The sequence below is a fragment of the Pseudacidovorax intermedius genome, from assembly GCF_001476815.1.
In the GTDB taxonomy this organism is placed as follows: Bacteria; Pseudomonadota; Gammaproteobacteria; order Burkholderiales; family Burkholderiaceae_C; genus Xenophilus; species Xenophilus intermedius_A.
On record NZ_LDSL01000043.1, the window covers coordinates 22,111 to 44,148 of the forward strand.

A 22,038-nucleotide genomic window follows, 5' to 3' on the forward strand; every position below is an offset into this window, starting at 1 on the left:
GACAACTAAAACAATCAAAAGTAATGTTTATGCGGCCTCGGCAGGACCCTCGTCCGCCAGCCACACCAGGAGCAGACATGAGGATTGCGGTATTGGGTGGAGGGCACGGCTGCTACGCCGCGGCCGCCGATCTGTCGGAAGCCGGCCACGAGGTGCGACTGTGGCGCCGCGATGCGCAGGCGCTGCAGCCGGTCGTCGGGGCGGGCAGCATCCGGCTCAAGGACGCCGCCGGTGCCCGCGACGTGCCGATCGCCCGGGCCACCGCCGACATCGGCGAGGCGCTGCGCGACGCCGAACTGATCGTGGTGCCCGTGCCCGCCACGGCCCAGGCCGACATCGCCCGGGCCATGGCGCCGCATCTGGTGGACGGGCAAGTCGTCTTCCTGCCGCCGGGCACCTTCGGCAGCGTGGTCATGGCCCGCATCGTGCGCGACGCCGGCAATCGCGCCGACGTGGCCTGGGCCGAGACCGGCACGCTGCCCTACCTGGCGCGCAAGCATGGCGAGCGCGAGGTCAACGTCACCATCCGCGCCATTCGCCTGCCGACGGGCGTGTACCCGGCGCGCCATGCCGAGCGGGCCATCGCGGTGATCCGCGGCGCCTACCCGGCGGTGCATGGATGCGGCGACGCGCTGTCGGGTGCGCTGATGAACGCGGGTCCCATCATCCATCCGCCCCTGATGGTGATGAATGCCGCGCCGCTGCAGCACTTCGAGCGCTGGGACATCCACAACGAAGGCACGCAGCGCGCCGTCCGCCAGGTGACGGACCAGCTGGACCGGGAGCGCATCGCCGTGCGCGAGGCCTTTGGCCAGGGCGCGCCGCACTATCCGCTGGCCGACCACTACGACAACGACCGCTGGATGTACGGCGATGCGCACAAGCAGCTGGTGAAGTCCGGCGACTGGCGCGAGAACATCGACCTCTACGCCCACCGCTACATCACGGAGGACACCGAGCTGGGCCTGGCCTTCCTGGCCTCGGCCGCGCGGCATGCGGGCGTGGATGCGCCCATCGCGCACGGCCTGCTCGCCATCGTCGGCGGCTTCCTGGGACGCGACCTGCGGCAGGGACCGCGCAGCTTCGAGGCGCTGGGCCTGGCCTCGCTCTCCCGCGAGGCGCTGGCGCAGCGGCTGCACGATGGCGAATGAGCCCGACGCGCCCGCGATGACCGCGGGCCAGGCCGTGCCTGCACCACCGAACGGCACACGGCCCCGCTTCGTCGCCGTCGGTGCCGGCCGCATGGGACGGGGCATCGCCATCGCCTTCGCCTACGCGGGCCATCGCATCGCCCTCGTGGACCTGCGCCAGCGCAGCGATGCGGACTGGGCACGGCTGCGCGCCGAGGCCACGGCCGAGATCGACGGCGCCCTGCGCGGCCTGGCCGGCCAGGGCGTGCTGCGCGAAGAACAGGTCGCGCCCATCGCCGCCCGCGTGCAACTGGTGCGCGTGGACGAGGCGCCGGCCGCACTGGCTGCCGCCGAGCTGGTCTTCGAGGGCGTGCCGGAAACGATGGCGGCCAAGCGCGAGGCCTTCGACTGGCTCAACCGCCATTGCCGCGACGACGCCATCTTCAGCTCCACCACCAGCAGCATCCTGGTGACCCAGCTGGCAGCGCTGGTGCGGCGGCCCGAGCGCTTCCTCAACATGCACTGGCTCAACCCGGCCTATGTGATCCCGGTGGTGGAGCTGAGCTGCCACGACGTCACCGATGCGGATGTGCTGTCCCGCGCCAAGGCACTGCTGGAGGCCATCGGCAAGCTGCCCGTGGTCTGCGGCCCCACGCCCGGCTACATCGTGCCGCGCCTGCAGGCGCTGGTGATGAACGAGGCGGCGCGCATGGTGGAGGAGGGCGCCGCCACCGCCGAGGAGATCGACAAGGCCACGCGCTTCGGCCTGGGCCTGCGCTTCGCGGCGCTGGGCGTCGTGGAGTTCATCGACTTCGGCGGTTGCGACATCCTGCACCATGCCAGCCGCGAGATGTCGCAGACCATCGACCCGGCCCGTTATGCCGCGCCCGCCATCGTCGAGGACATGGTGCGCCAGCAGCGCCTGGGCCTGAAGACCGGCAGCGGCTTCTATGCCTATGAAGGCCGCGACCTGGCGGCCTACCGCGCCGACGTGCTGGCCCGCACGCTGGCCCAGCTGCGCGGCGCGGGCCTGTGGCGCGGGCCGCAGGAAGAGACGCTGGCATGAGCGTCGCCATCCGCCGCGCCTTCACCGACCTGCCCATGGGCCAGGTGCACCATGCCGCCTGCGGCGATCCGTCCGCGCCGGCAGTGCTGCTGCTGCACCAGTCGCCGCGCAGCTGGCGCGAGTACGCGGCGGTGCTGCCGCTGCTGGGCCGGCACTGGCATGCCATCGCCATGGACACCGCCGGTTTCGGCGACTCGGCCGCGGGCGCGGGGCCGGCCTCCATCGAACAGTACGCGCGCGTGGCGCTGGCGCTGGTCGATGCGCTGCAGTTGCCGCGTGTGCACGTCGTCGGCCATCACACCGGGGGCGTGGTCGCCGTGGAGCTGGCCGCCCTGGCACCGTCACGCGTGGCGTCGCTCGTGCTGTCGTCCACGCCGTTCACCGATGCGGCCTTTCGCCAGGCGCGCGCCGAACGCCCGCCCATCGACGAGGTGCCGCCCAGCACCGACGGCAGCCACCTGATGGCGCTGTGGCAGCGGCGCCAGGGCTTCTATCCGCCGGACCGGCCCGAACTGCTCGAAGCCTTCGTGCGCGACGCACTGGCCGTGGCCGATCCCGAGGCCGGGCACCGCGCCGTGGCCGCCTACCGCATGGAAGACCGCATCGGCCTGCTCACGCAGCCGGTGTGCATCCTGCGCGCGATGGCCGATCCCTTCGCTGCGCCGCATGCGCAGGAATGGATGCACCACCTGCCGCAGGCCGTGCTGGTGGAGATCGAAGGCGGCATGGTGCCGCTGCCCGATCAGATGCCCGAGGCCTTCGCGGCCGCGGTGCACGACTTCCTCGCGGCGTTGCCTGCATGAAGGTCTCGTTCCGGGCGCAGCGCTACATTGCTGGCTCGATCCCGCCCGATGCATTCCATCCGCCGCAACCCAAAGACGTTCCTCGACCGTTTGGTGTCGAGCGTCTGGGCGCAGGCGCCGCTGCCCGTCGCAGGTCCGGGCGAACGGCGGGAGCTTGTGCTCCCGACGGGGTCCACGCACGTGGCGTTGCGCTTCCATGGGCCGCCGATCCTCGTGTTCGACGACGCCGCAGACCGGCGCGGCCATGGTGTGGAGTTCGCCAGCGTCGGCGGAGCACGGGCGCGCTACCACGTCCGCGACGTGTCCGCGCCATCCGGGTCGGTGGGCGCAATGCTGCGGCCGGGTGCTTGCCAGGCGCTGCTGGGCGTGCCTGAATCGGCTCTGGCAGGTCACCACACGCCCCTGTCGGCGCTGGTCGGGTCTGCTGAGGTCGATGCCTTGCTGGAGCGCCTGCATCGGTGCAGGCGGCTTGAAGGCCGGCTGTCGCTGTTCGAGGACTGGCTCATCGGCAGGGCCCAGGGTCGCTTGCCTGTGCTTCATCCGGCATTGCAAGCGGTGTTGGGCACGACGCCCGGGCGGTTCGATCGGGTGGGGGACATGGTCGAGGCAAGCGGACTGAGCCACCGGCATTGGATTGCGGTGTTCCGCCACGCCACGGGGCTCGCACCGTCCGAGTGGCTCCAGCTGCAACGCTTCGAAAAGGCCATCGGGTTGGCTGCGGATCCGTCATTCGCATGGGCGGACATTGCTGCCGGCAGCGGCTTCTCGGATCAGGCCCACTTGGCCAACGTCTTTCGCACCATCGCCGGTGTCACGCCGTCGCAGTGGCGGCTCCGACACGATCCGGGCGCCCCGCGGCACGTGCGCGCGTGACGGGTCGGGAGGTCAAATTCCTGCAAGACGGTGTGCAGCGCAGGGCGCCAGAATGGCTTTTCACCACGACTGGAGCTGCCATGGCCATCCACGAGCTGTATGCCTATCTCTGCGTGCGCGATGCGCAGGCAGCCATTGATTTCTATCACCGCGCCTTCGGCGCGACGGAGCTGTTTCGATTGACGGAGCCCAGCGGCCGTGTGGGCCATGCCGAGCTGGACTTCGGGGGGCACACGGTCATGCTGTCGGAGGAGTATCCCGAGATGGGGGTGCGCAGTCCGCAGGCGCTGGGTGCCACGCCCGTCACCTTGCATCTCCATGTGGACGATGCGGATGGCCTGGTCGCCCGCGCCGTGTCGGCCGGTGCGACCCTGGAGCGTTCGCCCGAGGACCATTTCTACGGTGAGCGGTCCGGCACGGTGCGCGATCCCTTCGGCCATCGCTGGCTGATTGGCCATGCCATCGAAACGGTGGCGCCCGAGGAGATGCAGCGACGCTACACCGCGCTGTTCGACTGACGGCGCTGCGCTGCTGCGCCGAGCGCGTCGGCGGCGCTCACTCGGCGTCCTCGCCGTCCCCGGCCTGATCGGCGTGCAGCGCGATCATCTGCCGCAGCGTCTTCTTCAACTCCTCGGCCCGCTGCAGGCCGAAGGGCTCCAGCACGCGGTGCTCATGCTCGCGCGCCAGCTTCATGAGGTGGGCCACGGCTTCGGCCCCCTGGGGCGTGATGCGCACCAGCGTGATGCGGCGGTCACTCTCGTGGGGCAGGCGCTCGACCTGGCCCTTGGCCTCCATGCGATCCAGCAGGCGCGTCACGGTGGGCTGCTTGGTCACCGTCACCTGCGCCAGGTCGCCGATGCTGATGGCCTCGCCATCCGCCAGCGAGGCCATCACCCGCCATTCGGACACCGAAAACCCGTGTTGCCGCGCGACCTTGTGGAACTCGCCGGAGATCAGCTGGCTCGCCTGTGCCAGCAGGGCGGGCAGGTAGTCGTCGACGAACAGGCGCGATTCGGGGGCGTGCAATGTCATGGCCGGAATGATCCTCTCGCTGGCATACCGATTGCTTGGCTAGGGTAATGCATGATTGTGAATAGATTCAGGTCTAAATAGAGTTGTATCTTGCCACCCCACGATTGGAAGCGCCGTCAGCGTTTCCCAGGAGAGCAGTTCCCATGGCCGAGCGTTCATTCGTCGAAGAAGTGAAGAAGCTGCGTCTTGCCGAAGGCGAGACCTTTCGCGGTGAGGGCATTCTGGCCGTCACCAAGGCCCTGCTGGAGTCGGGCGTGTCGTACGTCGCCGGCTACCAGGGCGCGCCCATCTCGCACCTGATGGACGTGCTGGCCGATGCGCAGGACATCCTGGCCGACCACGGCATCCGCTTCGAGAACAGCGCCAGCGAGGCCACGGCCGCCGCCACGCTGGCCGCCTCGGTCAACTATCCGCTGCGCGGCGCCGTGACCTTCAAGGCCACGGTGGGCACCAACGTGGCGTCGGACGCGCTGGCCAACCTGGCCTCCGGCGGCGTCACCGGCGGTGCGCTCATCATCGTGGGCGAGGACTACGGCGAAGGCTCCTCCATCATGCAGGAGCGCAGCCATGCCTTCGCCATGAAGTCGCAGATGTGGATGCTCGATCCGCGGCCCAACCTGCCGAGCATCGTGCAGGCGGTGAAGACCGGCTTCGAACTGTCCGAGGCCAGCAACACGCCGGTGATGCTGCAGCTGCGCATCCGCGCCTGCCACGTGCACGGCCAGTTCACCGCCTCCGACAACCGCCGCGCCGCCTTCACGCTGAAGGAGGCCATGGAGAACCCGCAGCGCGACGTGAGCCGCATCGTGCTGCCGCCCGCGAGCTTTCTGCACGAGCAGGAGAAGATCAAGCAGCGCTGGCCGGCCGCCGTGCGCTTCATCGAGGAGCGCGGCCTCAACGAGTTCTTCGCCGAGGGCGCCGACGACATCGGCATCATCGTGCAGGGCGGTTGCTACAACACGCAGGTGCGGGCGCTGGAGCGCCTGGGCCTGGCCGACGTGTACGGCCGCTCCAGGGTGCCGCTGTACGTGATGAACGTGGCCTATCCCGTGATCGACAGCGAGGTGGTGCGCTTCTGCGAAGGCAAGCGCGCCGTGCTGGTGGTCGAAGAAGGCCAGCCCAACTTCGTCGAACAGAACATCGCCACCATCCTGCGCCAGGCCGGCAGCACGACCGCGCTGCATGGCAAGGACCTGCTGCCCGTGGCCGGCGAGTACACCGCCCAGGCCGTGATGGCCGGCACGCGTGCCTTCTGCGAGCGCTACGGCCGCCTGGCGCCCAAGGCCGCGCCGGCCGAGGTGGTGCCCGCCAAGCCGCGCAAGATCATCCCGCTGATCAGCGAGGCGCAGCTGATGCCGCTGGAGCGCAGCGTGCACGCGCGCCCGCCGGGCTTCTGCACCGGCTGCCCCGAGCGGCCCATCTTCAGTGCCATGAAGCTGGTGGAGCGCGAGCTGGGCCAGCACCATGTGTCGGCCGACATCGGCTGCCATCTGTTCTCCATCCTGCCGCCGTTCAACATCGGCAACACCACCATGGGCTATGGCCTGGGTGCGGCCGGTGCCGCGGCGCTCAACACCCAGGCCGACAAGCGCGCCATCGCGGTGATGGGCGACGGCGGCTTCTGGCACAACGGCCTGACCAGCGGCATCGCCAATGCGGTGTTCAACCAGAGCGACAACCTCACGGTGGTGGTCGACAACAACTACACCTCGGCCACCGGCGGGCAGGACATCCTGTCCTCCAAGGCCGTCAACGCCACGCGCAGCACCGGCCACGAGATCGAGCAGGCGGTGCGCGGCGTGGGCGTGAAGTGGGTCAAGACCCTGCGGCGCACCTACGACGTGGCCGGCATGCGCGACACGCTCAAGGAGGCACTGACGACCAAGGACAAGGGCCCGAAGGTCATCATTGCCCAGTCCGAGTGCATGCTCAACCGCCAGCGCCGCGAGAAGCCGCTGGTGCGCAAGGCCATCGCCGACGGCAAGCGCATGGTGCGCGAGAAGTTCGGCGTCGACCCCGACACCTGCACCGGCGACCATTCCTGCATCCGCCTGTCGGGCTGCCCGTCGCTGTCGATCAAGCCCAACCCCGATCCGCTGCGGCAGGAGCCCGTCGCCGCCGTGATGGACAGCTGCGTGGGCTGCGGCGTGTGCGGCGAGGTGTCGCATGCGGCCGTGCTCTGCCCCTCCTTCTACAAGGCCCAGGTGGTGAGCAACCCCACCGGCTGGGACCGGCTGCGCGAGCGCGTGCGCGGCGCCGTCATCGGCTGGATGCAGCGCCGCGACGCCGAGCGCCGCGCGCGCCTGGCCTTCTGATGCGACGCAGGAGTTCGACATGACGCAACAGCAACAACCCATCAAGATCGCCATCCTCGCCATGGGCGGCGAAGGCGGCGGCGTGCTGGCCGACTGGCTGGTGGACCTGGGCGAGGCCAACGGCTGGATCGCGCAGACGACCTCGGTGCCCGGCGTGGCCCAGCGCACCGGCGCCACCATCTACTACGTCGAGATGTACCCCGAGGCGCAGGCCCAGGCCGACGGCGGCCAGCCCGTGCTGGCGCTGATGCCGCTGCCCGGCGACGTGGACGTGGTGCTGTGCTCCGAGTTGATGGAGGCTGGCCGCGCGGTTCAGCGCGGGCTGGTCACGCCGGACCGCACGACGTTGGTCGCCTCGACGCACCGCGTCTATTCCATCGCCGAGAAAAGTGCCATGGGCGACGGCCGGGTCGACAGCGCGCAGCTGCTGGCCCATGCCGAGCAGGCCGCGCAGCGCTTCGTGCGCTTCGACATGGCCGAGGCCGCGGCGCAGAACGGCAGCGTGATCAGCGCCGTGCTGTTCGGCGCGTTGGCGGGCACCGGCGTGCTGCCCTTTGAGCGCGCGCAGTTCGAGGCCACCATCGAGCGCGGCGGCGTGGGCGTCAAGCCCAGCCTGAAGGCCTTCGGTGCGGCATTCGTGCGCGCGCAGGCGGGCGAGGCGCCCGTCCAGGCCGAGCCGGTCGCGCCCGCCACGCCGCGTGCCACGTCGGCCGATCCGGCCATCCAGGCACTCCTGACGCGCCTGTACGCCGAGTTCCCGGTCCAGGCCCAGCCGCTGATGCTCGAAGGCCTGCGCCGCCTGGTCGACTACCAGGACGTGGCCTATGCCGCGCTCTACCTGGACCGCATGGCCGAGGTCTGCCGGCTTCCCGACGATGCGGCCCGCACGCTGGCCTGCGAGACGGCGCGCCACCTGGCGCTGTGGATGAGCTACGAGGACACGGCCCGCGTCGCGCAGCTCAAGACCCGCGCCAGCCGCTTCGCCCGCGTGAAGCAGGAGACGGGCGTCAACGCCGACCAGGTCATCGCCATCAACGAATACATGCACCCGGGCCTGCGCGAGATCTGCGAGACGCTGCCCGGCGGCCTGGGCCGCTGGCTCATGGGCTCGGGCGCGCCGCGCCGGCTGGTGGAGGGCATGACGCAGAAGGGCCGCGTGGTGCAGACCAGCTCGGTGCACGGCTTCCTGCTGCTGTCGGCCGTGGCCTTCGCCCGCCGCTGGCGGCGCAGCACCATCCGTTACTCGAAAGAGAACGGACGCATCGCGCAATGGCTGCAGGGTCTTCGCGATGCAGCCGCAGCCTCGCCGGAACTCGCCGTCGAACTCGCCCGCTGCCAGAAGCTGGTGAAGGGCTACAGCGACACCCACGAGCGCGGCGTGCGCAACTACGACACCGTGATCGCCGCCTGGCGCCAGGCCGGCCCCGCGCTGGCGCCCGCCACGCTGCGCGCCTGGCGCGAGGCGGCGCTGGCCGACGAGCATGGCCATGCACTCAAGGCCGCACTCGCACAGCATGCGGCCTCCTACGCCGCCACCACGGCCACGCCGCTCGTGGCCGCCATGGCCGTGCCGGCCTGAGGCAGAGGCGCGCATGACCGCATCGCCCGCCATCGCGACCCTGCCGCTGCGCGTGGCCGAGGCCCGCACGCTCAACCCGCTGATCCGCCTGCTGCGCCTGGAACATGCCGAAGGCGCCGCGCTGCCCGGCTGGACGCCCGGCGCCCACATCCAGGTGCAGGTGCGCCTGCCCGACGGCCAGACCGACTGGCGCCACTATTCGCTGATCGACCTGGAAGGCGTGGCCAGCACCCCGGGCTTCGCACCCACGGCCTACACCGTCGCCGTGCGGCTGGAGGAGGGCGGCCGCGGCGGCTCGCGCTTCATGCACCAGGGCCTGCAGCCCGGCGACGCGATCACCGTGCAGCCGCCGCGCAACGACTTTCCCCTGGACGACAGCCCTGCCCGCGCCGTGCTGCTGGCGGGTGGCATCGGCATCACGCCGCTGGCCAGCATGGCTGCACGCTGCCGAGCCCAGGGCCGCCCCGTCGCGCTGCACTACGCCGGCCGCAGCCGCACGCTCCTGGCCTTCGCCGACGAGCTTCAGGCGCTGCTGGGGGAGGGCCTGCGCCTGCATGCCGACGACGAGGCGGGTGGCGCCGGCTTCGACATCGGCGCGCTGCTGGATGGCATGGCCGCCGACGAGCCGCTCTACGTCTGCGGTCCCAAGCCGCTGCTCGACGCCGTGCTGGCCGCCACGCAGGCCCGCGGCTGGGCCCCGGGCCGCGTGCACTTCGAGCTGTTCAGCGCACCGGTGGTGGAAGCGGGCGACCAGCCCTTCGAGGTCGAATTGGCGCAATCGGGCCAGCGCTTCACCGTGCCCGCCGACCAGACCCTGCTGGACTGCATGATCGAACACGGCTGCGACCCGCTGTACGACTGCAAGCGCGGCGAATGCGGCGTGTGCGCCGTGCCGGTGATCGAGGGCGAGATCGACCACCGCGACTACGTGCTGTCGCAGGCCGAGAAGGACGGCGGCCAGGTGATGCAGATCTGCATTTCCCGCGCCAGGGGCCCGCGCCTGGTGATCGACCTGTAGCCCTGCCCGGGAACAAAAAAGGCCTGCCATGACACGCTACCGAGACAACCCCGACGCCATCCGCGCCCTGGTGCAGCCGCAACAGGTGCACCGCGACCTCTACATCAGCCCCGAGCTCTTCGAACTGGAGCAGGAGCACTTCTTCGCCAACACTTGGAACTACGCCGGCCACGACAGCCAGGTGCCCAAGCCCGGCGACTACATCACCGTCGACATCGCCGGGCGGCCGCTGATCGTGGTGCGCCACACCGACGGCACGGTCAAGGTGCTCATGAACCGCTGCGCCCACAAGGGCTCGCGCGTGGTCAACGGCGCCTGCGGCAACACGGGCAAGTTCTTCCGCTGCCCCTACCACGCCTGGACCTTCAAGACCGACGGCGCGCCGCTGGCCATTCCGCTCAAGAACGGCTACGAGGGCACGGCGCTGAAGGACTGCGACGCGGCCAAGGGCCTGGTGCCCGTGCGGCATGTGCGGCTCTACCGCGGCTTCATCTTCGTCAAGCTCAACGACGTGGGGCAGGACTTCGAGGAGTACTTCGGCGATTCGCTGTCCTCCATCGACAACATGGCCGACCGCTCGCCCGAGGGCGAACTGGAGGTGGCCGGCGGCTGCCTGCGCTTCATGCACCAGTGCAACTGGAAGATGTTCGTCGAGAACCTCAACGACACCATGCATCCCATGGTGGCGCACGAGTCCTCGGCCGGCACCGCCAAGGCCATGTGGGCCGGCCAGCCGGCCGATGCGCCCAAGCCGATGGCCATCGAGCAGTTCGTGCCCTTCATGTCCGACTACCAGTTCTTCGACGGCATGGGCGTGCGGGTGTACGACAACGGCCACAGCTTCTCGGGCGTGCACTTCAGCATCCACAGCAAGTATTCGGGCATCCCTGGCTACGAGGAGGCGATGAAGGCGCGCTACGGCGACGAGCGCACGGCGCAGATCCTGGGCATGGCGCGGCACAACACCGTGTACTACCCCAACCTCACGATCAAGGGTGCCATCCAGGCCATCCGCGTGGCGCGGCCCATCGCGGTGGACCGCACGCTGGTGGAGAGCTGGACCTTCCGCCTCAAGGGCGCGCCCGACGAGCTGCTGCAGCGCACCACCACCTACAGCCGGCTCATCAACTCGCCCTTCTCGGTGGTCGGCCATGACGACCTGCAGGCCTACCGCGGCATCCAGGCCGGCCTGCATGCCAGCGGCAACGACTGGGTCAGCCTGCACCGCAACTACGACGAGCACGAAGGCCGCGAGCCGGAAGAGACCAGCAACGGCACCAACGAGCTGCCCATGCGCAACCAGTACCGGTCGTGGCTCAAGCACATGACGCTGACGATGGAGGCATGACCATGGCAGATCTCACGCCCGCCACCGTCACCCGCGAGCAGCTCGTCGACTTCGTCCTGCACGAGGCCCGGCTGCTGGACGAGAAGCGCTTCGACGAATGGAATGCGCTCTTCACCGACGACGCCATCTACTGGGTGCCGCTCACGCCCGGCCAGCCCGACGGCCTGAGCCACACCTCGCACCTGTACGAGGACAAGCTGCTGCGCGACCTGCGCATCGAGCGCTTCAAGAGCCCGCGCGCCTTCTCGCAGCAGCCGCCCAGCCGCTGCCAGCATGTGCTGCAGCTGCCCGGTCTGGAGTCGCGTGACGAGGCCGCCAACCGCTTCGTGATGCGCACGCCCTTCCACTACAGCGAGGCGCAGGCGGACGAGATGCTCTTCCTCACCGGCGTGGCCTGGCACCACCTGTGCGTGGAGGGGGGCGCGCTGCGCATGACGCTCAAGCGCGTGGACCTGATCAACAGCGATGCCGCGCTGCCGGCGGTGCAGCTCTTTCTCTGAAGTGAACTCCGGCATGGACCACCGCACCATCCACGACGCCTTCACGGCCAGCGCCGCGCGCACGCCGCAGGCGGACTTTCTTTTCACCGAGCCGGTGACGGCCGAGGTCTACGGCATCACGCCCGGCGCGACCGCCTGGGCCGAGGCCGCCGCCGAGGTCGAGCGCCTGCGCCTCGCCTATGCCCAGGCCGGCTGGGGCCATGGCCACCGGGTCGGGCTGCTGCTGGAGAACCGGCCCGCCTTCCTCTACCACTGGTTCGCGCTCAATGCCCTGGGCGTGAGCGTGGTGCCCATCAATGCCGAGATGCGCTCGGCCGAGCTGGCCTACCTGATCGGCCACAGCGAGATCGGCCTGGCCGTCACGCTGCCGCAGCGCGCCGCCGACCTGCAGGCCGCCGCGGCCCAGGCCGGCCGGACGCTGCACACCATGACGGCCGACGCCACGGACGTGCCCGCACCCACAGAGCCCGCACCCCGCGCCAACGAAGTCGTCGGCCCCGGCAGCGAATGCGCGCTGCTCTACACCTCGGGCACCACCGGCCGGCCCAAGGGCTGCATGCTGAGCAATGCCTACTTCCTGCGGGCGGGCGAGTGGTACGCGGGCCTGGACGGCGTATGCGCCTTCCGCCGCGACCAGGAGCGGCTGATGACGCCGCTGCCGCTGAACCACGTCAATGCGATGGCCTTCTCGACCATGGTGGTGTTGGTGGCCGGCGGCTGCCTGGTGCAGCTGGACCGCTTCCATCCCCGCAGCTGGCTGCAGAGTGCGCGCGACAGCGGCGCCACCATCGTCCACTACCTGGGCGTGATGCCCGCCATGCTGCTCGCCGCCGCCGAGGCACCGGCCGACCGCGACCATGCCATCCGCTGGGCCTTCGGCGCCGGCGTGGACCGCAAGAACCACGCGCCCTTCGAGGCCCGCTTCGGCTTTCCGCTGGTGGAGGCCTGGGCCATGACCGAGACTGGCGCGGCCGCTTGCATCATGGCAAACCACGAGCCGCGCCAAGTGGGCACCAGCTGCTTCGGCCGGGCCGAGGATTTCGTCGAAGTGCGCCTGGTCGACGATGAGGGCCAGGACGTGCCCGCCGGCATGCCGGGCGAACTGCTGGTGCGTTCCAGCGGCGACGATCCGCGGCGCCATTTCTTCGGCGGCTACCTGAAGGACCCGACCGCCACCGACGAAGCCTGGCAAGGCGGCTGGTTCCACACGGGCGACATGGTGCGCCGCGACGAGGCGGGCCACCTCTACTTCGTGGACCGCAAGAAGAACGTCCTCCGCCGCAGCGGCGAGAACATCTCGGCGGTGGAGGTGGAAAGCGTGCTCAACCAGCATCCGGCCGTGAAGGTCTCGGCCGTGGCGGCCGCGCCCGACGCGGTGCGCGGCGACGAGGTGCTGGCCTGCATCGTCATCGATCCCGATGCCGCGGCCGAGCCGGGCGAGGCGCTGGCCGCCGACATCGTGCGCCATGCGCTGGCCCAGCTGGCCTATTACAAGGCGCCGGGCCACGTGGCCTTCGTCGATGCGCTGCCGCTCACCGCCTCGCAGAAGATCCAGCGCGGCGAACTGCGGCAGATGGCGCAGGCGCTGCCCGGCAGCAAGGGCTGTTTCGACACCCGCGCCATGAAGAAGAGGCAGGACTGATGGGCCGGCGACAACGCAGCAACTACGAGGGTGTGGCCGTGGCCGTGCCCGTCACCGTGCCCTACCAGCGCTATTCCACCGAGGGCGCGCACTGGTTCCTGGGCAAGGCGGTGCGCGCGCTGGTGGAGGCCAGCGGCATTGCCAAGGACGACATCGACGGCCTGTGTCTTTCCAGCTTCTCGCTGGCGCCCGACACGGCCGTCGGCGTGACGCAGCACCTGGGCCTGTCGCCGCGCTGGCTGGACCATGTGCCCACCGGCGGTGCATCGGGCGTGATGTGCCTGCGCCGCGCCGCGCGCGCCGTGCAGAGCGGCGACGCCGAGGTGGTGGCCTGCGTGGCGGCCGACACCAACCACGTCGACTCCTTCCGCCAGACGCTGGGCGCCTTCAGTCACTTCGCGCGCGATGCGACCTATCCCTACGGCTCGGGCGGGCCCAACTCCATCTTCGCGATGATCACGGCGCACTACATGCGCCAGTTCGGTGCCCGGCGGGAGGACTTCGGCCGCATCTGCGTGGCCCAGCGGCAGAACGCGCTGCTCAATCCCAACGCCATGTTCAAGAAGGCGCTGACGCTGGAGGAGTACATGGCAGCGCGGCCCATTTCCGACCCGCTGCACCTGTTCGACTGCGTCATGCCCTGCGCCGGCGCCGAGGCCTTTCTGGTGATGACGGCCGAGCGTGCCCGCGACCTGGGCCTGCCCTATGCCACGCTGCGCGGCGGCATCGAGCGCCACAACGCCTTCGCCGACGACCCGATCATGGTGCGGGGCGGCTGGGCCCGCGATCGCGACGACCTGTATGCGCAGGCCGGCGTGCAGCCGAAGGACATCGACTTCATCCAGACCTACGACGACTATCCCGTCATCGTGATGATGCATTTCGAGGACCTGGGCTTCTGCGAGAAGGGCGAGGGCGCCGCCTTCGTGCAGTCGCACACGCTCACGCACGACGGCAGCTTTCCCAACAACACCAGTGGCGGCCAGCTCTCGGCCGGCCAGGCGGGCGCCGCCGGCGGCTTCCTCGGCATGACCGAGACGCTGCGCCAGCTCACCGGCCAGGCCGGCCCGCGCACCGTGCCTGATGCGCAACTGGGCCTGGTGGCCGGCTTCGGCATGGTCACCTACGACCGCTGCCTGTGCACCGGCGCCGTGATCCTCGGGAGGCAGGAATGACGTTTTTCCATTTCAGGACCCTCGCTCCCTCTCCCCTCGCGGGAGAGGGCTGGGGAGAGGGGGCTGCAACGGCCGCAAGGCACGAGGGCGCCTCCGTGCCGTGCACCCCCTCTCCCCAACCCCTCTCCCACGAGGGGAGAGGGGCTCGCGCCCGAATTCCGGGCGGGACGTTCAACTTCCACCTCGGGGCCGCACGATGACCATGCCGCTCATGCGCCCCAAGCGCAAGAACCCCGTCCTGCGCACCCGCCAGATGAACCTGCCGCCCTGGGCGCGCGGGCGCGAGGCGCTGGGCATCACCGCCGCCGCAGCCGAAGGCCGCTTCGAGCTGCAGGTGTGCGAGGAATGCGGCACCGTGCAGTACCCGCCGCGCGGCGCCTGCAAGCAATGCCTGTCCACCGACCTGCGCTGGCGACTCCAGACCGGCGAGGGCGAACTGCTCAGCGCCACCACGCTGCACCACAGCAACGACCTGTTCTTCCGCGAGCGCCTGCCGTGGCGGCTGGGCATGGTCAAGCTGGACAGCGGCCCCTCCCTCATGGTCCACCTGCATGGCGAGGTGGGCGAGGCACCGCAGCGCGTGCGCGTGGGTGCCCGGCTCGACCGCGCCGGACAGGCGGTACTGATCGGATTCCCTTTCGAAGGAAGCACACACATGGCCGACGACCCGATGCTGCGCGAGATGACCAGCGATCCCAAGTTCCGCAAGGTGCTGGTGACGGACGGCAAGACGCCCACCGGCCAGGCCCTGGTGCGCGCCCTGGTCAAGGCCGGCGCCGACATCGTCTGGGTGGGCCATGCCGAGCCGTGGAAGCAGCTCGGCGGCCTGGAGGACATCCGCGCGCTGCCGCAGGTGACGCTGGTGCCGCTGGACCTGACCAACGGCCGCGCCGTCACCGAGCTGGCCGGCGAGATCGGCGGCAAGGTGGACATCGTCATCAACAACGCCGAGGTGCACCGCACCTTCGGCATCGGCGCGCGGCGCGGCACCGACGTGGCGAAGCTGGAGATGGACATCAACTACTTCGGCCTGCTGCGCCTGGCGCAGGAATTCGGCCCGGCGCTCAAGGGCCGTTCGGCCGATGGCGCGACCGGGGCCACGGCCTGGGTCAACCTGCTGTCGATCTACGCGCTGTCCAATTTTCCGCCGCACGGCACCTTCAGCGCCAGCAAGGCCGCGGCCCATTCGCTGGCGCAGTGCCTGCGCGCCGAGATGCGGCCGGCCGGCATCCGCGTCATCAACGTCTTCCCCGGCCCCATCGACGACGAATGGAACCAGCACATGCCGCCGCCGAAGCTCGGCCCCGACGCGCTGGCCAGTGCCATCGTGAAGGCGCTGCGCGACGGCGTGGAGGACGTCTACCCCGGCGACGTGGCGCAGGAATGGCTGCAGCGGTGGCGCGACAACCCCAAGGTGCTCGAACGCGAGCTGGCAACGAATGGCGGCTGAGGCCACCGGCAAGGAGACACCGATGAGCAATGCAACCCTGACCCCCACTGCCGCGCCCACCGGCCTCGACGCTCTGGCCGGCCTGGTCGGCGCGCTGGCCACCGGCCGCATTCGCGTGGTCGACCTGACGCAGACGCTGACGCCCGACTTCCCGCAGATCGCGCTGCCGCCCGAGATGGGCCAGTGCTGGCCGTTCCGCATCGAAGAGGTCTCACGCTACGACGAGCGCGGCCCGGGCTGGTACTGGAACAACTTCTCCTGCGGCGAGCACACGGGCACGCACTTCGATGCGCCGATCCACTGGATCTCGGGCCGCGACCTGCCCAACAACGCGGTGGACACCATCCCCGTGCAGAACTTCGTGGCGCCGGCCTGCGTGATCGACTGCTCGCCCCAGGTCAAGGACGATCCGGACTACCTGCTCACGCTGGACGACATCGCCGAATGGGAGGCCGCGCATGGCCGCATCCCCAAGGGCGCGTGGGTGCTGATGCGCACCGACTGGTCCAAGCGCACCGACCCGGCCGAATACCAGAACTTCGACGAGACCGGCCAGCACACGCCGGGCCCGAGCACGGCCGCAGTGCGCTTCCTGGTGGAAGAGCGCGACGTGCTGGGCTTCGGCTCCGAAGCCATCGGCACCGACGCCGGCCAGGGCTACCACCTGCGCCCGCCGTATCCCTGCCACTACTACATGCACGGGGCCGGCCGCTACGGCCTGCAGTGCCTGTGCAACCTGGACCTGCTGCCGCCGGCCGGCGCGGTGCTGATCTGCCCGCCGCTGAAGATCGAGAAGGGCAGCGGCAGCCCGCTGCGCGTGCTGGCGCTGGTGGGGTCGGCATGAGCACGACGCAGGACCGCGGCGTCGCCGTCGTCACCGGCGGCAGCGCCGGCATCGGCAAGGCCATCTGCCAGGACCTGCTGGAGGGCGGCTGGGAGGTGGTGAGCCTCGCGCGACGGCCCGCGGACATCGCGCATGCGCGCCTGCACAGCATGGAGGTGGACCTGAGCGACCGCGCCGCCACGACCCAGGCCGTGGCCGAAGTCGCGTCGCGCTGGCAGGTGACCACCGTGGTCCACAACGCCGGCGTGATCCGCGCCGCCTTGCTGCCGCAGGTGCAGCTGACGGATTTGGACGCGCTGGTGGACTTGCACCTGGGCTGCGCCGTGCAGCTGGTGCAGGCCGCACTGCCGGCCATGCGCGCCGCGGGTTACGGCCGCGTGGTGCTGCTGTCGTCGCGCGCGGCCCTGGGCCTGGCCACGCGCACCAGCTATTCGGCCACCAAGGCCGGCATGCTGGGCATGGCGCGCACCTGGGCGCTGGAACTGGGCGGCGAGGGCATCACCGTCAACGTGGTGGCGCCCGGGCCGATCCGCACCGACATGTTCTACGACGTGGTCGATGCCGGCAGCGAGAAGGAAAGGGCACTTGCCGCCAGCGTGCCCGTCAGGCGCCTGGGCGAAGCCGCCGATGTGGCACGGGCCGTGCGTTTCTTCGTGGAGCCGGCCAACAGCTTCGTGACGGGCCAGGTGCTCTACGTGTGCGGAGGCACCAGCGTGGGGAGCCTGACGCTGTAGCACGTGCATCGGCGCACCATGCGGTTGCATGGTCGCCGGCATGTGGTCAGTCCCCTTGCAACGCCTGGATGTGCTCGCTAGGATTGTTTAAGACTAAATAATTGATAAGTCATGTGCCAGTGCGGCAGCCGCAGGAGTGTGGAAGAGGCGGCCCGTCGACACCGGCGTTGTTCCACCGTGTTGCCACCGAATCAGATGGAGTTCGCGATGAAGATGATGACGTCCCTACGTCCCCTGCGCAGCCTGGCTGCCCTGGCCTGTGCCACGCTGCTGGGCGCCGCGGCGCCCGCTGCACTGGCCGCCGACTACAAGGTCGGCTTCATCACCTCGCTGTCGGGCCCCGTCTCGTCGCTGGGCATTCCCTACCAGAAGGGCATGGCCGCGGCGCAGGCCTTCAAGGCCGACATCGACGGCAAGAAGGTGCAGGTCATCCAGCTCGACGATGCCTCGGACCCGAGCACCGCCGCACGCAACGCGCGCAAGCTGATCGACGAGGACAAGGTCGACGTCATCATCGGCACGGCCGGCTCGCCGGGCGCGCTGGCCATCGCAGCCGTGGCGCGCGAGACCAAGACGCCGCTGATCTCCATCGCCAACGCCAACCTGGCGGGCGAGGAGGGCGCCTGGATGGTCACGCTGCCCCAGCCCGCGCCGCTGATGGTCAGTGCGGTGGTCGAGCGCATGAAGAAGTCGGGCGTCAAGACGGTGGGCTACATCGGCTTCTCCGACGCCTGGGGCGACCTGGTGTACGACGCGCTGCAGAAGAGCGCCGAGCCGGCCGGCATCAAGGTGGTCTCCAACGAGCGCTATGCGCGCGCCGATTCGTCGGTGACGGGCCAGGTGCTCAAGATCGTCGCGCTGCGGCCCGACGCGGTGCTCACCGGCACCTCGGGCACGCCGGGTGCGCTGCCCTACCTGGCGCTGGCCGAGCGTGGCTACAAGGGCCAGATCTACGGCATGCATGCGCTGATCAACCCCGACTTCGTGCGCGTGGGCGGCGCCTCGGTCGAAGGCCTGCTGGCGCCCACCGGGCCGGTGATCGTGGCCGAGCAGCTGCCGGCCGACAACCCGATCCGCAAGGTGTCGATGGACTTCCGCAGCGCCTACCAGAAGGCCAACGGCGCCATGCCCACCGACGCCTTCTCGGCCTACAGCTTCGATGCCTGGCTGATCTTCCTGGATGCCGCCAAGCGCGCCTCGGCCAAGGCCGAACCGGGCACGCCGCAGTTCCGCGTGGCGCTGCGCGATGCCATCACCAGCACGAAGGAGCTGGTCGGCACGCACAGCGTCTACAACTTCACGCCCAACGACCGCTACGGCTCGGACGAGCGCTCGCGCGTGGTGGTGCGGCTCGAAAAGGGCCAATGGAAGCTGGTGCCCTGAGCGCCCGAGCGCGTTGCCGACGCCTTCCCTGAACATCGGTTCGCCGGCGCCCACGGCCCGGCCCTGAACCTCGCATTCACGCAGCGGCCGCCGGCCGGCCGCTTCCTTCCGCCGCTTCGCCTTCCCTCAGTTCGCTTTCACGGAGTCCTTTGCCATGGCCTCGCCGCTGCTTCGTCCCCTCGCCCTGCTGGCCGCCTCGGCCTTCGCCGTCGGCGCCTTCGCCGCCGACCTCAAGGTGGGCGTCATCAGCTCGCTGTCCGGCCCGGTGTCGGCGCTGGGCATTCCCTACGAGAAGGGCATCCGCGCCGCCCATGCGCAGATGCCGACCATCGCCGGCCGCAAGGTCGAGCTGATCGTGCTGGACGATGCCTCCGACCCCACCACCGCCGGCCGCAACGCCCGCAAGCTGGCCACCGAGGACAAGGTGGACGTCCTCATCGGCACTTCGGGCGTGCCCGGCGCCATGGCCATCGCCGCCGTGGCCCGCGAGCTGAACGTGCCGCTGATCTCGCCCACGCCGGTGTCGCTGCCGGGTGCCGAGAACGGATGGACCGTCTCGGTATCGCAGCCCTTCGAGCTGATGGTCGCCGCCGTGGTCGACAAGATGAAGGCGGCGGGTGTGAAGACGGTGGCCTTCATCGGCTTCTCCGACGCGCTGGGAGACCTGGCCTACGACTCGCTGGTCAAGAGCGCCGATGCCGCCGGCATCAAGGTGGTGGCCAACGAGCGCTATGCGCGCGCCGACAGCTCGGTGGCCGGCCAGGTGCTCAAGATCGTCGCCCAACGGCCCGACGCGGTGTTCGCCGGCAACTCGGGCACGCCCGGCGCCTTGCCCTACCTGGCGCTGGCCGAGCGCAACTACAAGGGCCGCATCTACGGCACGCACGGCCTGATCAATGCCGACTTCGTGCGCGTGGGCGGCAAGTCCATCGAGGGCCTGGAAGTGCCCAGCGGCCCGGTGCTGGTGGCCGAGCAGCTGCCGACCGACAACCCGATCCGCAAGGTGTCGATGGACTTCCGCGCCGCCTACCAGAAGGCCAACGGCGCGCCGCCGGTCGATGCCTTCTCGTCGTACACCTACGACGCCTACCTGCTGCTGGCCAATGCCGCGGCACGCGCCAAGGGCGAGCCGGGCACGCCGGCCTACCGCCAGTCGCTCAAGGACGCCATCGTCGCCACCCGCGAGCTGGTGGGCACGCACGGCATCTACAACTTCACGCCCGACAGCCGCTACGGCTCGGACAAGCGCGCGGTGGTGATCGTGCGGATGGAAAAGGGCCAGTGGAAGCTGGTGCCCTGATCGCCGGATCGACGTGACCCGCAGCACCCCCGGCCCGCGATGAACACCCGCTACCGCGATGACCCCGCCGCCATCCAGGCCCTGGTGCAGGACCGGCGCGTGCACCGCGACCTGTACCTGAGCCAGGAACTCTTCGCGCTGGAGCAGGAGCGCTTCTTCGCCCGCACCTGGCAGTTCGCGGGCCACGCGAGCGAGGTGCCCGCGGCGGGCGACTACTGCACGCGCGAGATCGCCGGCCGGCCGCTCCTGATGGTGCGGCAGGCCGACGGCGGCGTGGGCGTCTTCTACAACCGCTGCGCCCACAAGGGCGCGCAGCTGGTGACCGAGGAACACGGCAACACCGGCCGCTTCTTCCGCTGCCCCTACCACGCGTGGACCTACAAGCTGGACGGTGCGCCGCTGGCCCTGCCGCTCAAGGCCGGCTACGAGGGCACCGGCCTGGCGCAGTGCGAGTCGGGCCAGGGGCTGCAGCCGGTGGCCGGCGTGGCCACGTACCGCGACTTCGTCTTCGTGCGCCTGGCCAAGGACGGGCCGGCCTTCGAGGACTACTTCGGCGGCATCCTGCAGGTGATCGACAACATGGTCGACCGCTCGTCCGAGCGGCGGCTGACGGTGGCCGGCGGCGTGCTGCGCAACGTCATCCACTGCAACTGGAAGATGTACCTGGAGAACATCAACGACACGGTGCATCCCATGTCCACCCACGAGTCGGCCACGCAGGCGGCCGGCGCGCTGTGGAAGGACCAGCCGGCCGATGCGCCCAAGCCCATGGCCATGGAGCAGATCCTGCCCTTCGGCTCGGGCTACGACTTCTTCGACCGCATGGGCGGGCGCGTGTACCCCAACGGCCACAGCGTGCTGGGCACGCGCTTCAGCATCCATTCCAGCTACGCGCAGCTGCAGGACTACGAGGACGCGCTGCGCAGCGCCCTGGGCGAGGAGCGCGCCAACGACGTGCTGCAGCGCTCGCCGCAGAACGCGGTGCTCTTTCCCAGCCTGTCGCTCAAGGGCTCGCCGCAGGCCATCCGCGTGATCCGGCCGCTGGCGGCCGACCGCACGCTGGTGGAGGCCTGGAGCTTCCGCGCCGAGGGCGCGCCCGATCTGCTGCTGCAGCGGTCGATGAACTACAACCGCCTGGTCTTCTCGCCCATGTCGGTGGTGGCCCATGACGACGTGCACCTGTTCGAGAGCATGCAGCAGGGGCTGCGCGGCGAGGGCAACGAATGGGTCAGCCTGCATCGCGGCTTCTCGGAAGGCGAACGCAGCGACGTCGTGGAAGAGACCAGCGGCACCGACGAGCGCCTCCTGCGCAACCAGTTCCGCGCCTGGGCGAAGTGGATGGGGGCGGGCGCATGACGCTTTCTGCGGAGGACTTCGTCGTCCACGAGGCCGAGCTGATCGACGACCGTCGCTGGGACGACTGGCTCGCCCTGTTCGCCCCGGACGGCCGCTACTGGATCCCGTTGCAGGGCGCAGCGCAGGCCGATGCCGACAGCCACAACGCGCTCGCGCTGGAAGACCGCCTGCTGCTCGAGCTGCGCGTCAAGCGCCTGCACAGCCCGCGCGCCCACTCCCAGCATCCGGCCAGCCGCTGCCAGCATGTGCTGCAGGCCCCCCGGCGTCTGCCCGCCGCAGCAGAGGGCGGCGACACGGTCCGCCTGCGCACCGCCTTCCTCTACGTCGAATCGCGCGGCCCGCAGCAGGTGCTGCTGGCGGGCCACTGCGTCCACACCCTCGTGCCCGGCGGGCCGCTCGGCTGGCTGATCCGCGAGAAGCGGGTCAACCTGCTCGACGCGGGCCAGCCGCTGCCGGCCATCCAGTTGTTCGTCTAGTCCTTGTCTTTTCC

At 70.1% G+C, this 22,038-nt stretch carries 20 protein-coding genes; 19 read left to right on the forward strand and 1 reads right to left on the reverse strand.

Annotated features, from left to right (window positions below; translation table 11 throughout):
• Positions 1-77 precede the first annotated feature (77 nt).
• The 5 genes from NS331_RS06480 to NS331_RS06500 all read left to right on the forward strand — a co-directional run bounded on the left by NS331_RS06480 (position 78) and on the right by NS331_RS06500 (position 4,390).
• The gene (locus NS331_RS06480) at positions 78-1,151 is read left to right on the forward strand and encodes an NAD/NADP-dependent octopine/nopaline dehydrogenase family protein (RefSeq protein ID WP_058641192.1); all 1,074 of its coding nucleotides are present in this window, start codon (positions 78-80) and stop codon (positions 1,149-1,151) included.
• Between the two features lie 16 nt (positions 1,152-1,167).
• Positions 1,168-2,196: a 3-hydroxybutyryl-CoA dehydrogenase gene (locus NS331_RS06485; protein ID WP_058641193.1), complete on the forward strand. Its 1,029-nt coding sequence runs from the start codon at positions 1,168-1,170 to the stop codon at positions 2,194-2,196.
• Positions 2,193-2,999: an alpha/beta fold hydrolase gene (locus tag NS331_RS06490; RefSeq protein ID WP_058641194.1), complete on the forward strand. Its 807-nt coding sequence runs from the start codon at positions 2,193-2,195 to the stop codon at positions 2,997-2,999. Before NS331_RS06485 ends, NS331_RS06490 begins: the two co-directional genes overlap by 4 nt.
• Before the next feature lie 48 nt (positions 3,000-3,047).
• Positions 3,048-3,872, forward strand: coding sequence for a helix-turn-helix domain-containing protein (locus NS331_RS06495; RefSeq protein ID WP_058641195.1), 825 nt, complete (start codon positions 3,048-3,050; stop codon positions 3,870-3,872).
• Between the two features lie 80 nt (positions 3,873-3,952).
• Positions 3,953-4,390: a VOC family protein gene (locus tag NS331_RS06500; protein ID WP_058641196.1), complete on the forward strand. Its 438-nt coding sequence runs from the start codon at positions 3,953-3,955 to the stop codon at positions 4,388-4,390.
• 37 nt (positions 4,391-4,427) lie between these two features.
• Here NS331_RS06500 and NS331_RS06505 read toward each other — a convergent pair whose 3' ends face one another.
• Positions 4,428-4,904, reverse strand: coding sequence for a MarR family winged helix-turn-helix transcriptional regulator (locus tag NS331_RS06505; RefSeq protein WP_058641197.1), 477 nt, complete (start codon positions 4,902-4,904; stop codon positions 4,428-4,430).
• A 143-nt stretch (positions 4,905-5,047) separates the two neighbouring features.
• Here NS331_RS06505 and NS331_RS06510 point away from each other — a divergent pair, with 143 nt between their 5' ends.
• The 14 genes from NS331_RS06510 to NS331_RS06575 all read left to right on the forward strand — a co-directional run bounded on the left by NS331_RS06510 (position 5,048) and on the right by NS331_RS06575 (position 22,024).
• Positions 5,048-7,219 carry a thiamine pyrophosphate-dependent enzyme gene (locus tag NS331_RS06510; protein ID WP_058641198.1) on the forward strand — a complete coding sequence of 724 codons (2,172 nt, stop codon included), beginning with the start codon at positions 5,048-5,050 and terminating at the stop codon, positions 7,217-7,219.
• A gap of 19 nt (positions 7,220-7,238) precedes the next feature.
• A complete protein-coding gene (locus NS331_RS06515; protein WP_058641199.1) occupies positions 7,239-8,798 on the forward strand; it encodes an indolepyruvate oxidoreductase subunit beta family protein in 1,560 nt (519 codons plus the stop codon).
• 13 nt (positions 8,799-8,811) lie between these two features.
• A complete protein-coding gene (locus NS331_RS06520) occupies positions 8,812-9,816 on the forward strand; it encodes a PDR/VanB family oxidoreductase (protein ID WP_058641200.1) in 1,005 nt (334 codons plus the stop codon).
• Between the two features lie 28 nt (positions 9,817-9,844).
• Entirely contained in the window at positions 9,845-11,164 is a 1,320-nt protein-coding gene (locus NS331_RS06525) for an aromatic ring-hydroxylating dioxygenase subunit alpha (RefSeq protein WP_058641201.1), read from the forward strand.
• Positions 11,165-11,166: 2 nt separating this feature from the next.
• Entirely contained in the window at positions 11,167-11,664 is a 498-nt protein-coding gene (locus NS331_RS06530; RefSeq protein WP_058641202.1) for an aromatic-ring-hydroxylating dioxygenase subunit beta, read from the forward strand.
• Between the two features lie 13 nt (positions 11,665-11,677).
• Positions 11,678-13,306 (forward strand): AMP-binding protein, encoded by a 1,629-nt coding sequence (locus NS331_RS06535; RefSeq protein ID WP_058641218.1) that lies wholly within the window; start codon positions 11,678-11,680, stop codon positions 13,304-13,306.
• A complete protein-coding gene (locus NS331_RS06540) occupies positions 13,306-14,481 on the forward strand; it encodes a thiolase family protein (protein ID WP_058641203.1) in 1,176 nt (391 codons plus the stop codon). Before NS331_RS06535 ends, NS331_RS06540 begins: the two co-directional genes overlap by 1 nt.
• A gap of 196 nt (positions 14,482-14,677) precedes the next feature.
• Positions 14,678-15,931, forward strand: a complete 1,254-nt coding sequence (locus tag NS331_RS06545; RefSeq protein ID WP_058641204.1) for an SDR family NAD(P)-dependent oxidoreductase — start codon at positions 14,678-14,680, stop codon at positions 15,929-15,931.
• Between the two features lie 22 nt (positions 15,932-15,953).
• Positions 15,954-16,775 carry a cyclase family protein gene (locus NS331_RS06550; protein WP_058641205.1) on the forward strand — a complete coding sequence of 274 codons (822 nt, stop codon included), beginning with the start codon at positions 15,954-15,956 and terminating at the stop codon, positions 16,773-16,775.
• Complete coding sequence (locus tag NS331_RS06555; RefSeq protein WP_058641206.1) at positions 16,772-17,509, forward strand: SDR family NAD(P)-dependent oxidoreductase; 738 nt, start codon at positions 16,772-16,774, stop codon at positions 17,507-17,509. The genes NS331_RS06550 and NS331_RS06555 overlap by 4 nt, the downstream gene beginning before the upstream one ends.
• 216 nt (positions 17,510-17,725) lie before the next feature.
• The gene (locus tag NS331_RS06560) at positions 17,726-18,892 is read left to right on the forward strand and encodes an ABC transporter substrate-binding protein (protein ID WP_058641219.1); all 1,167 of its coding nucleotides are present in this window, start codon (positions 17,726-17,728) and stop codon (positions 18,890-18,892) included.
• 154 nt (positions 18,893-19,046) lie between these two features.
• Complete coding sequence (locus NS331_RS06565; RefSeq protein WP_058641207.1) at positions 19,047-20,192, forward strand: ABC transporter substrate-binding protein; 1,146 nt, start codon at positions 19,047-19,049, stop codon at positions 20,190-20,192.
• A 39-nt stretch (positions 20,193-20,231) separates the two neighbouring features.
• Positions 20,232-21,548, forward strand: a complete 1,317-nt coding sequence (locus NS331_RS06570) for an aromatic ring-hydroxylating oxygenase subunit alpha (protein WP_058641208.1) — start codon at positions 20,232-20,234, stop codon at positions 21,546-21,548.
• Entirely contained in the window at positions 21,545-22,024 is a 480-nt protein-coding gene (locus NS331_RS06575) for an aromatic-ring-hydroxylating dioxygenase subunit beta (RefSeq protein WP_058641209.1), read from the forward strand. The genes NS331_RS06570 and NS331_RS06575 overlap by 4 nt, the downstream gene beginning before the upstream one ends.
• The last annotated feature ends 14 nt before the right edge of the window (positions 22,025-22,038 follow it).

What these genes read in the sequence shown, in the direction of transcription:
- NS331_RS06485 (WP_058641193.1), top strand. Translation starts at nt 1,168, where the DNA reads ATGACCGCGGGCCAGGCCGTGCCTGCACCACCGAACGGCACACGGCCC.
- NS331_RS06530 (WP_058641202.1), top strand. Translation starts at nt 11,167, where the DNA reads ATGGCAGATCTCACGCCCGCCACCGTCACCCGCGAGCAGCTCGTCGAC.
- NS331_RS06490 (WP_058641194.1), top strand. Translation starts at nt 2,193, where the DNA reads ATGAGCGTCGCCATCCGCCGCGCCTTCACCGACCTGCCCATGGGCCAG.
- NS331_RS06500 (WP_058641196.1), top strand. Translation starts at nt 3,953, where the DNA reads ATGGCCATCCACGAGCTGTATGCCTATCTCTGCGTGCGCGATGCGCAG.
- NS331_RS06565 (WP_058641207.1), top strand. Translation starts at nt 19,047, where the DNA reads ATGGCCTCGCCGCTGCTTCGTCCCCTCGCCCTGCTGGCCGCCTCGGCC.
- NS331_RS06515 (WP_058641199.1), top strand. Translation starts at nt 7,239, where the DNA reads ATGACGCAACAGCAACAACCCATCAAGATCGCCATCCTCGCCATGGGC.
- NS331_RS06520 (WP_058641200.1), top strand. Translation starts at nt 8,812, where the DNA reads ATGACCGCATCGCCCGCCATCGCGACCCTGCCGCTGCGCGTGGCCGAG.
- NS331_RS06540 (WP_058641203.1), top strand. Translation starts at nt 13,306, where the DNA reads ATGGGCCGGCGACAACGCAGCAACTACGAGGGTGTGGCCGTGGCCGTG.
- NS331_RS06545 (WP_058641204.1), top strand. Translation starts at nt 14,678, where the DNA reads ATGACCATGCCGCTCATGCGCCCCAAGCGCAAGAACCCCGTCCTGCGC.
- NS331_RS06570 (WP_058641208.1), top strand. Translation starts at nt 20,232, where the DNA reads ATGAACACCCGCTACCGCGATGACCCCGCCGCCATCCAGGCCCTGGTG.
- NS331_RS06480 (WP_058641192.1), top strand. Translation starts at nt 78, where the DNA reads ATGAGGATTGCGGTATTGGGTGGAGGGCACGGCTGCTACGCCGCGGCC.
- NS331_RS06575 (WP_058641209.1), top strand. Translation starts at nt 21,545, where the DNA reads ATGACGCTTTCTGCGGAGGACTTCGTCGTCCACGAGGCCGAGCTGATC.
- NS331_RS06525 (WP_058641201.1), top strand. Translation starts at nt 9,845, where the DNA reads ATGACACGCTACCGAGACAACCCCGACGCCATCCGCGCCCTGGTGCAG.
- NS331_RS06550 (WP_058641205.1), top strand. Translation starts at nt 15,954, where the DNA reads ATGAGCAATGCAACCCTGACCCCCACTGCCGCGCCCACCGGCCTCGAC.
- NS331_RS06510 (WP_058641198.1), top strand. Translation starts at nt 5,048, where the DNA reads ATGGCCGAGCGTTCATTCGTCGAAGAAGTGAAGAAGCTGCGTCTTGCC.
- NS331_RS06555 (WP_058641206.1), top strand. Translation starts at nt 16,772, where the DNA reads ATGAGCACGACGCAGGACCGCGGCGTCGCCGTCGTCACCGGCGGCAGC.
- NS331_RS06560 (WP_058641219.1), top strand. Translation starts at nt 17,726, where the DNA reads ATGACGTCCCTACGTCCCCTGCGCAGCCTGGCTGCCCTGGCCTGTGCC.
- NS331_RS06535 (WP_058641218.1), top strand. Translation starts at nt 11,678, where the DNA reads ATGGACCACCGCACCATCCACGACGCCTTCACGGCCAGCGCCGCGCGC.
- NS331_RS06495 (WP_058641195.1), top strand. Translation starts at nt 3,048, where the DNA reads ATGCATTCCATCCGCCGCAACCCAAAGACGTTCCTCGACCGTTTGGTG.
- NS331_RS06505 (WP_058641197.1), bottom strand. Translation starts at nt 4,904, where the DNA reads ATGACATTGCACGCCCCCGAATCGCGCCTGTTCGTCGACGACTACCTG.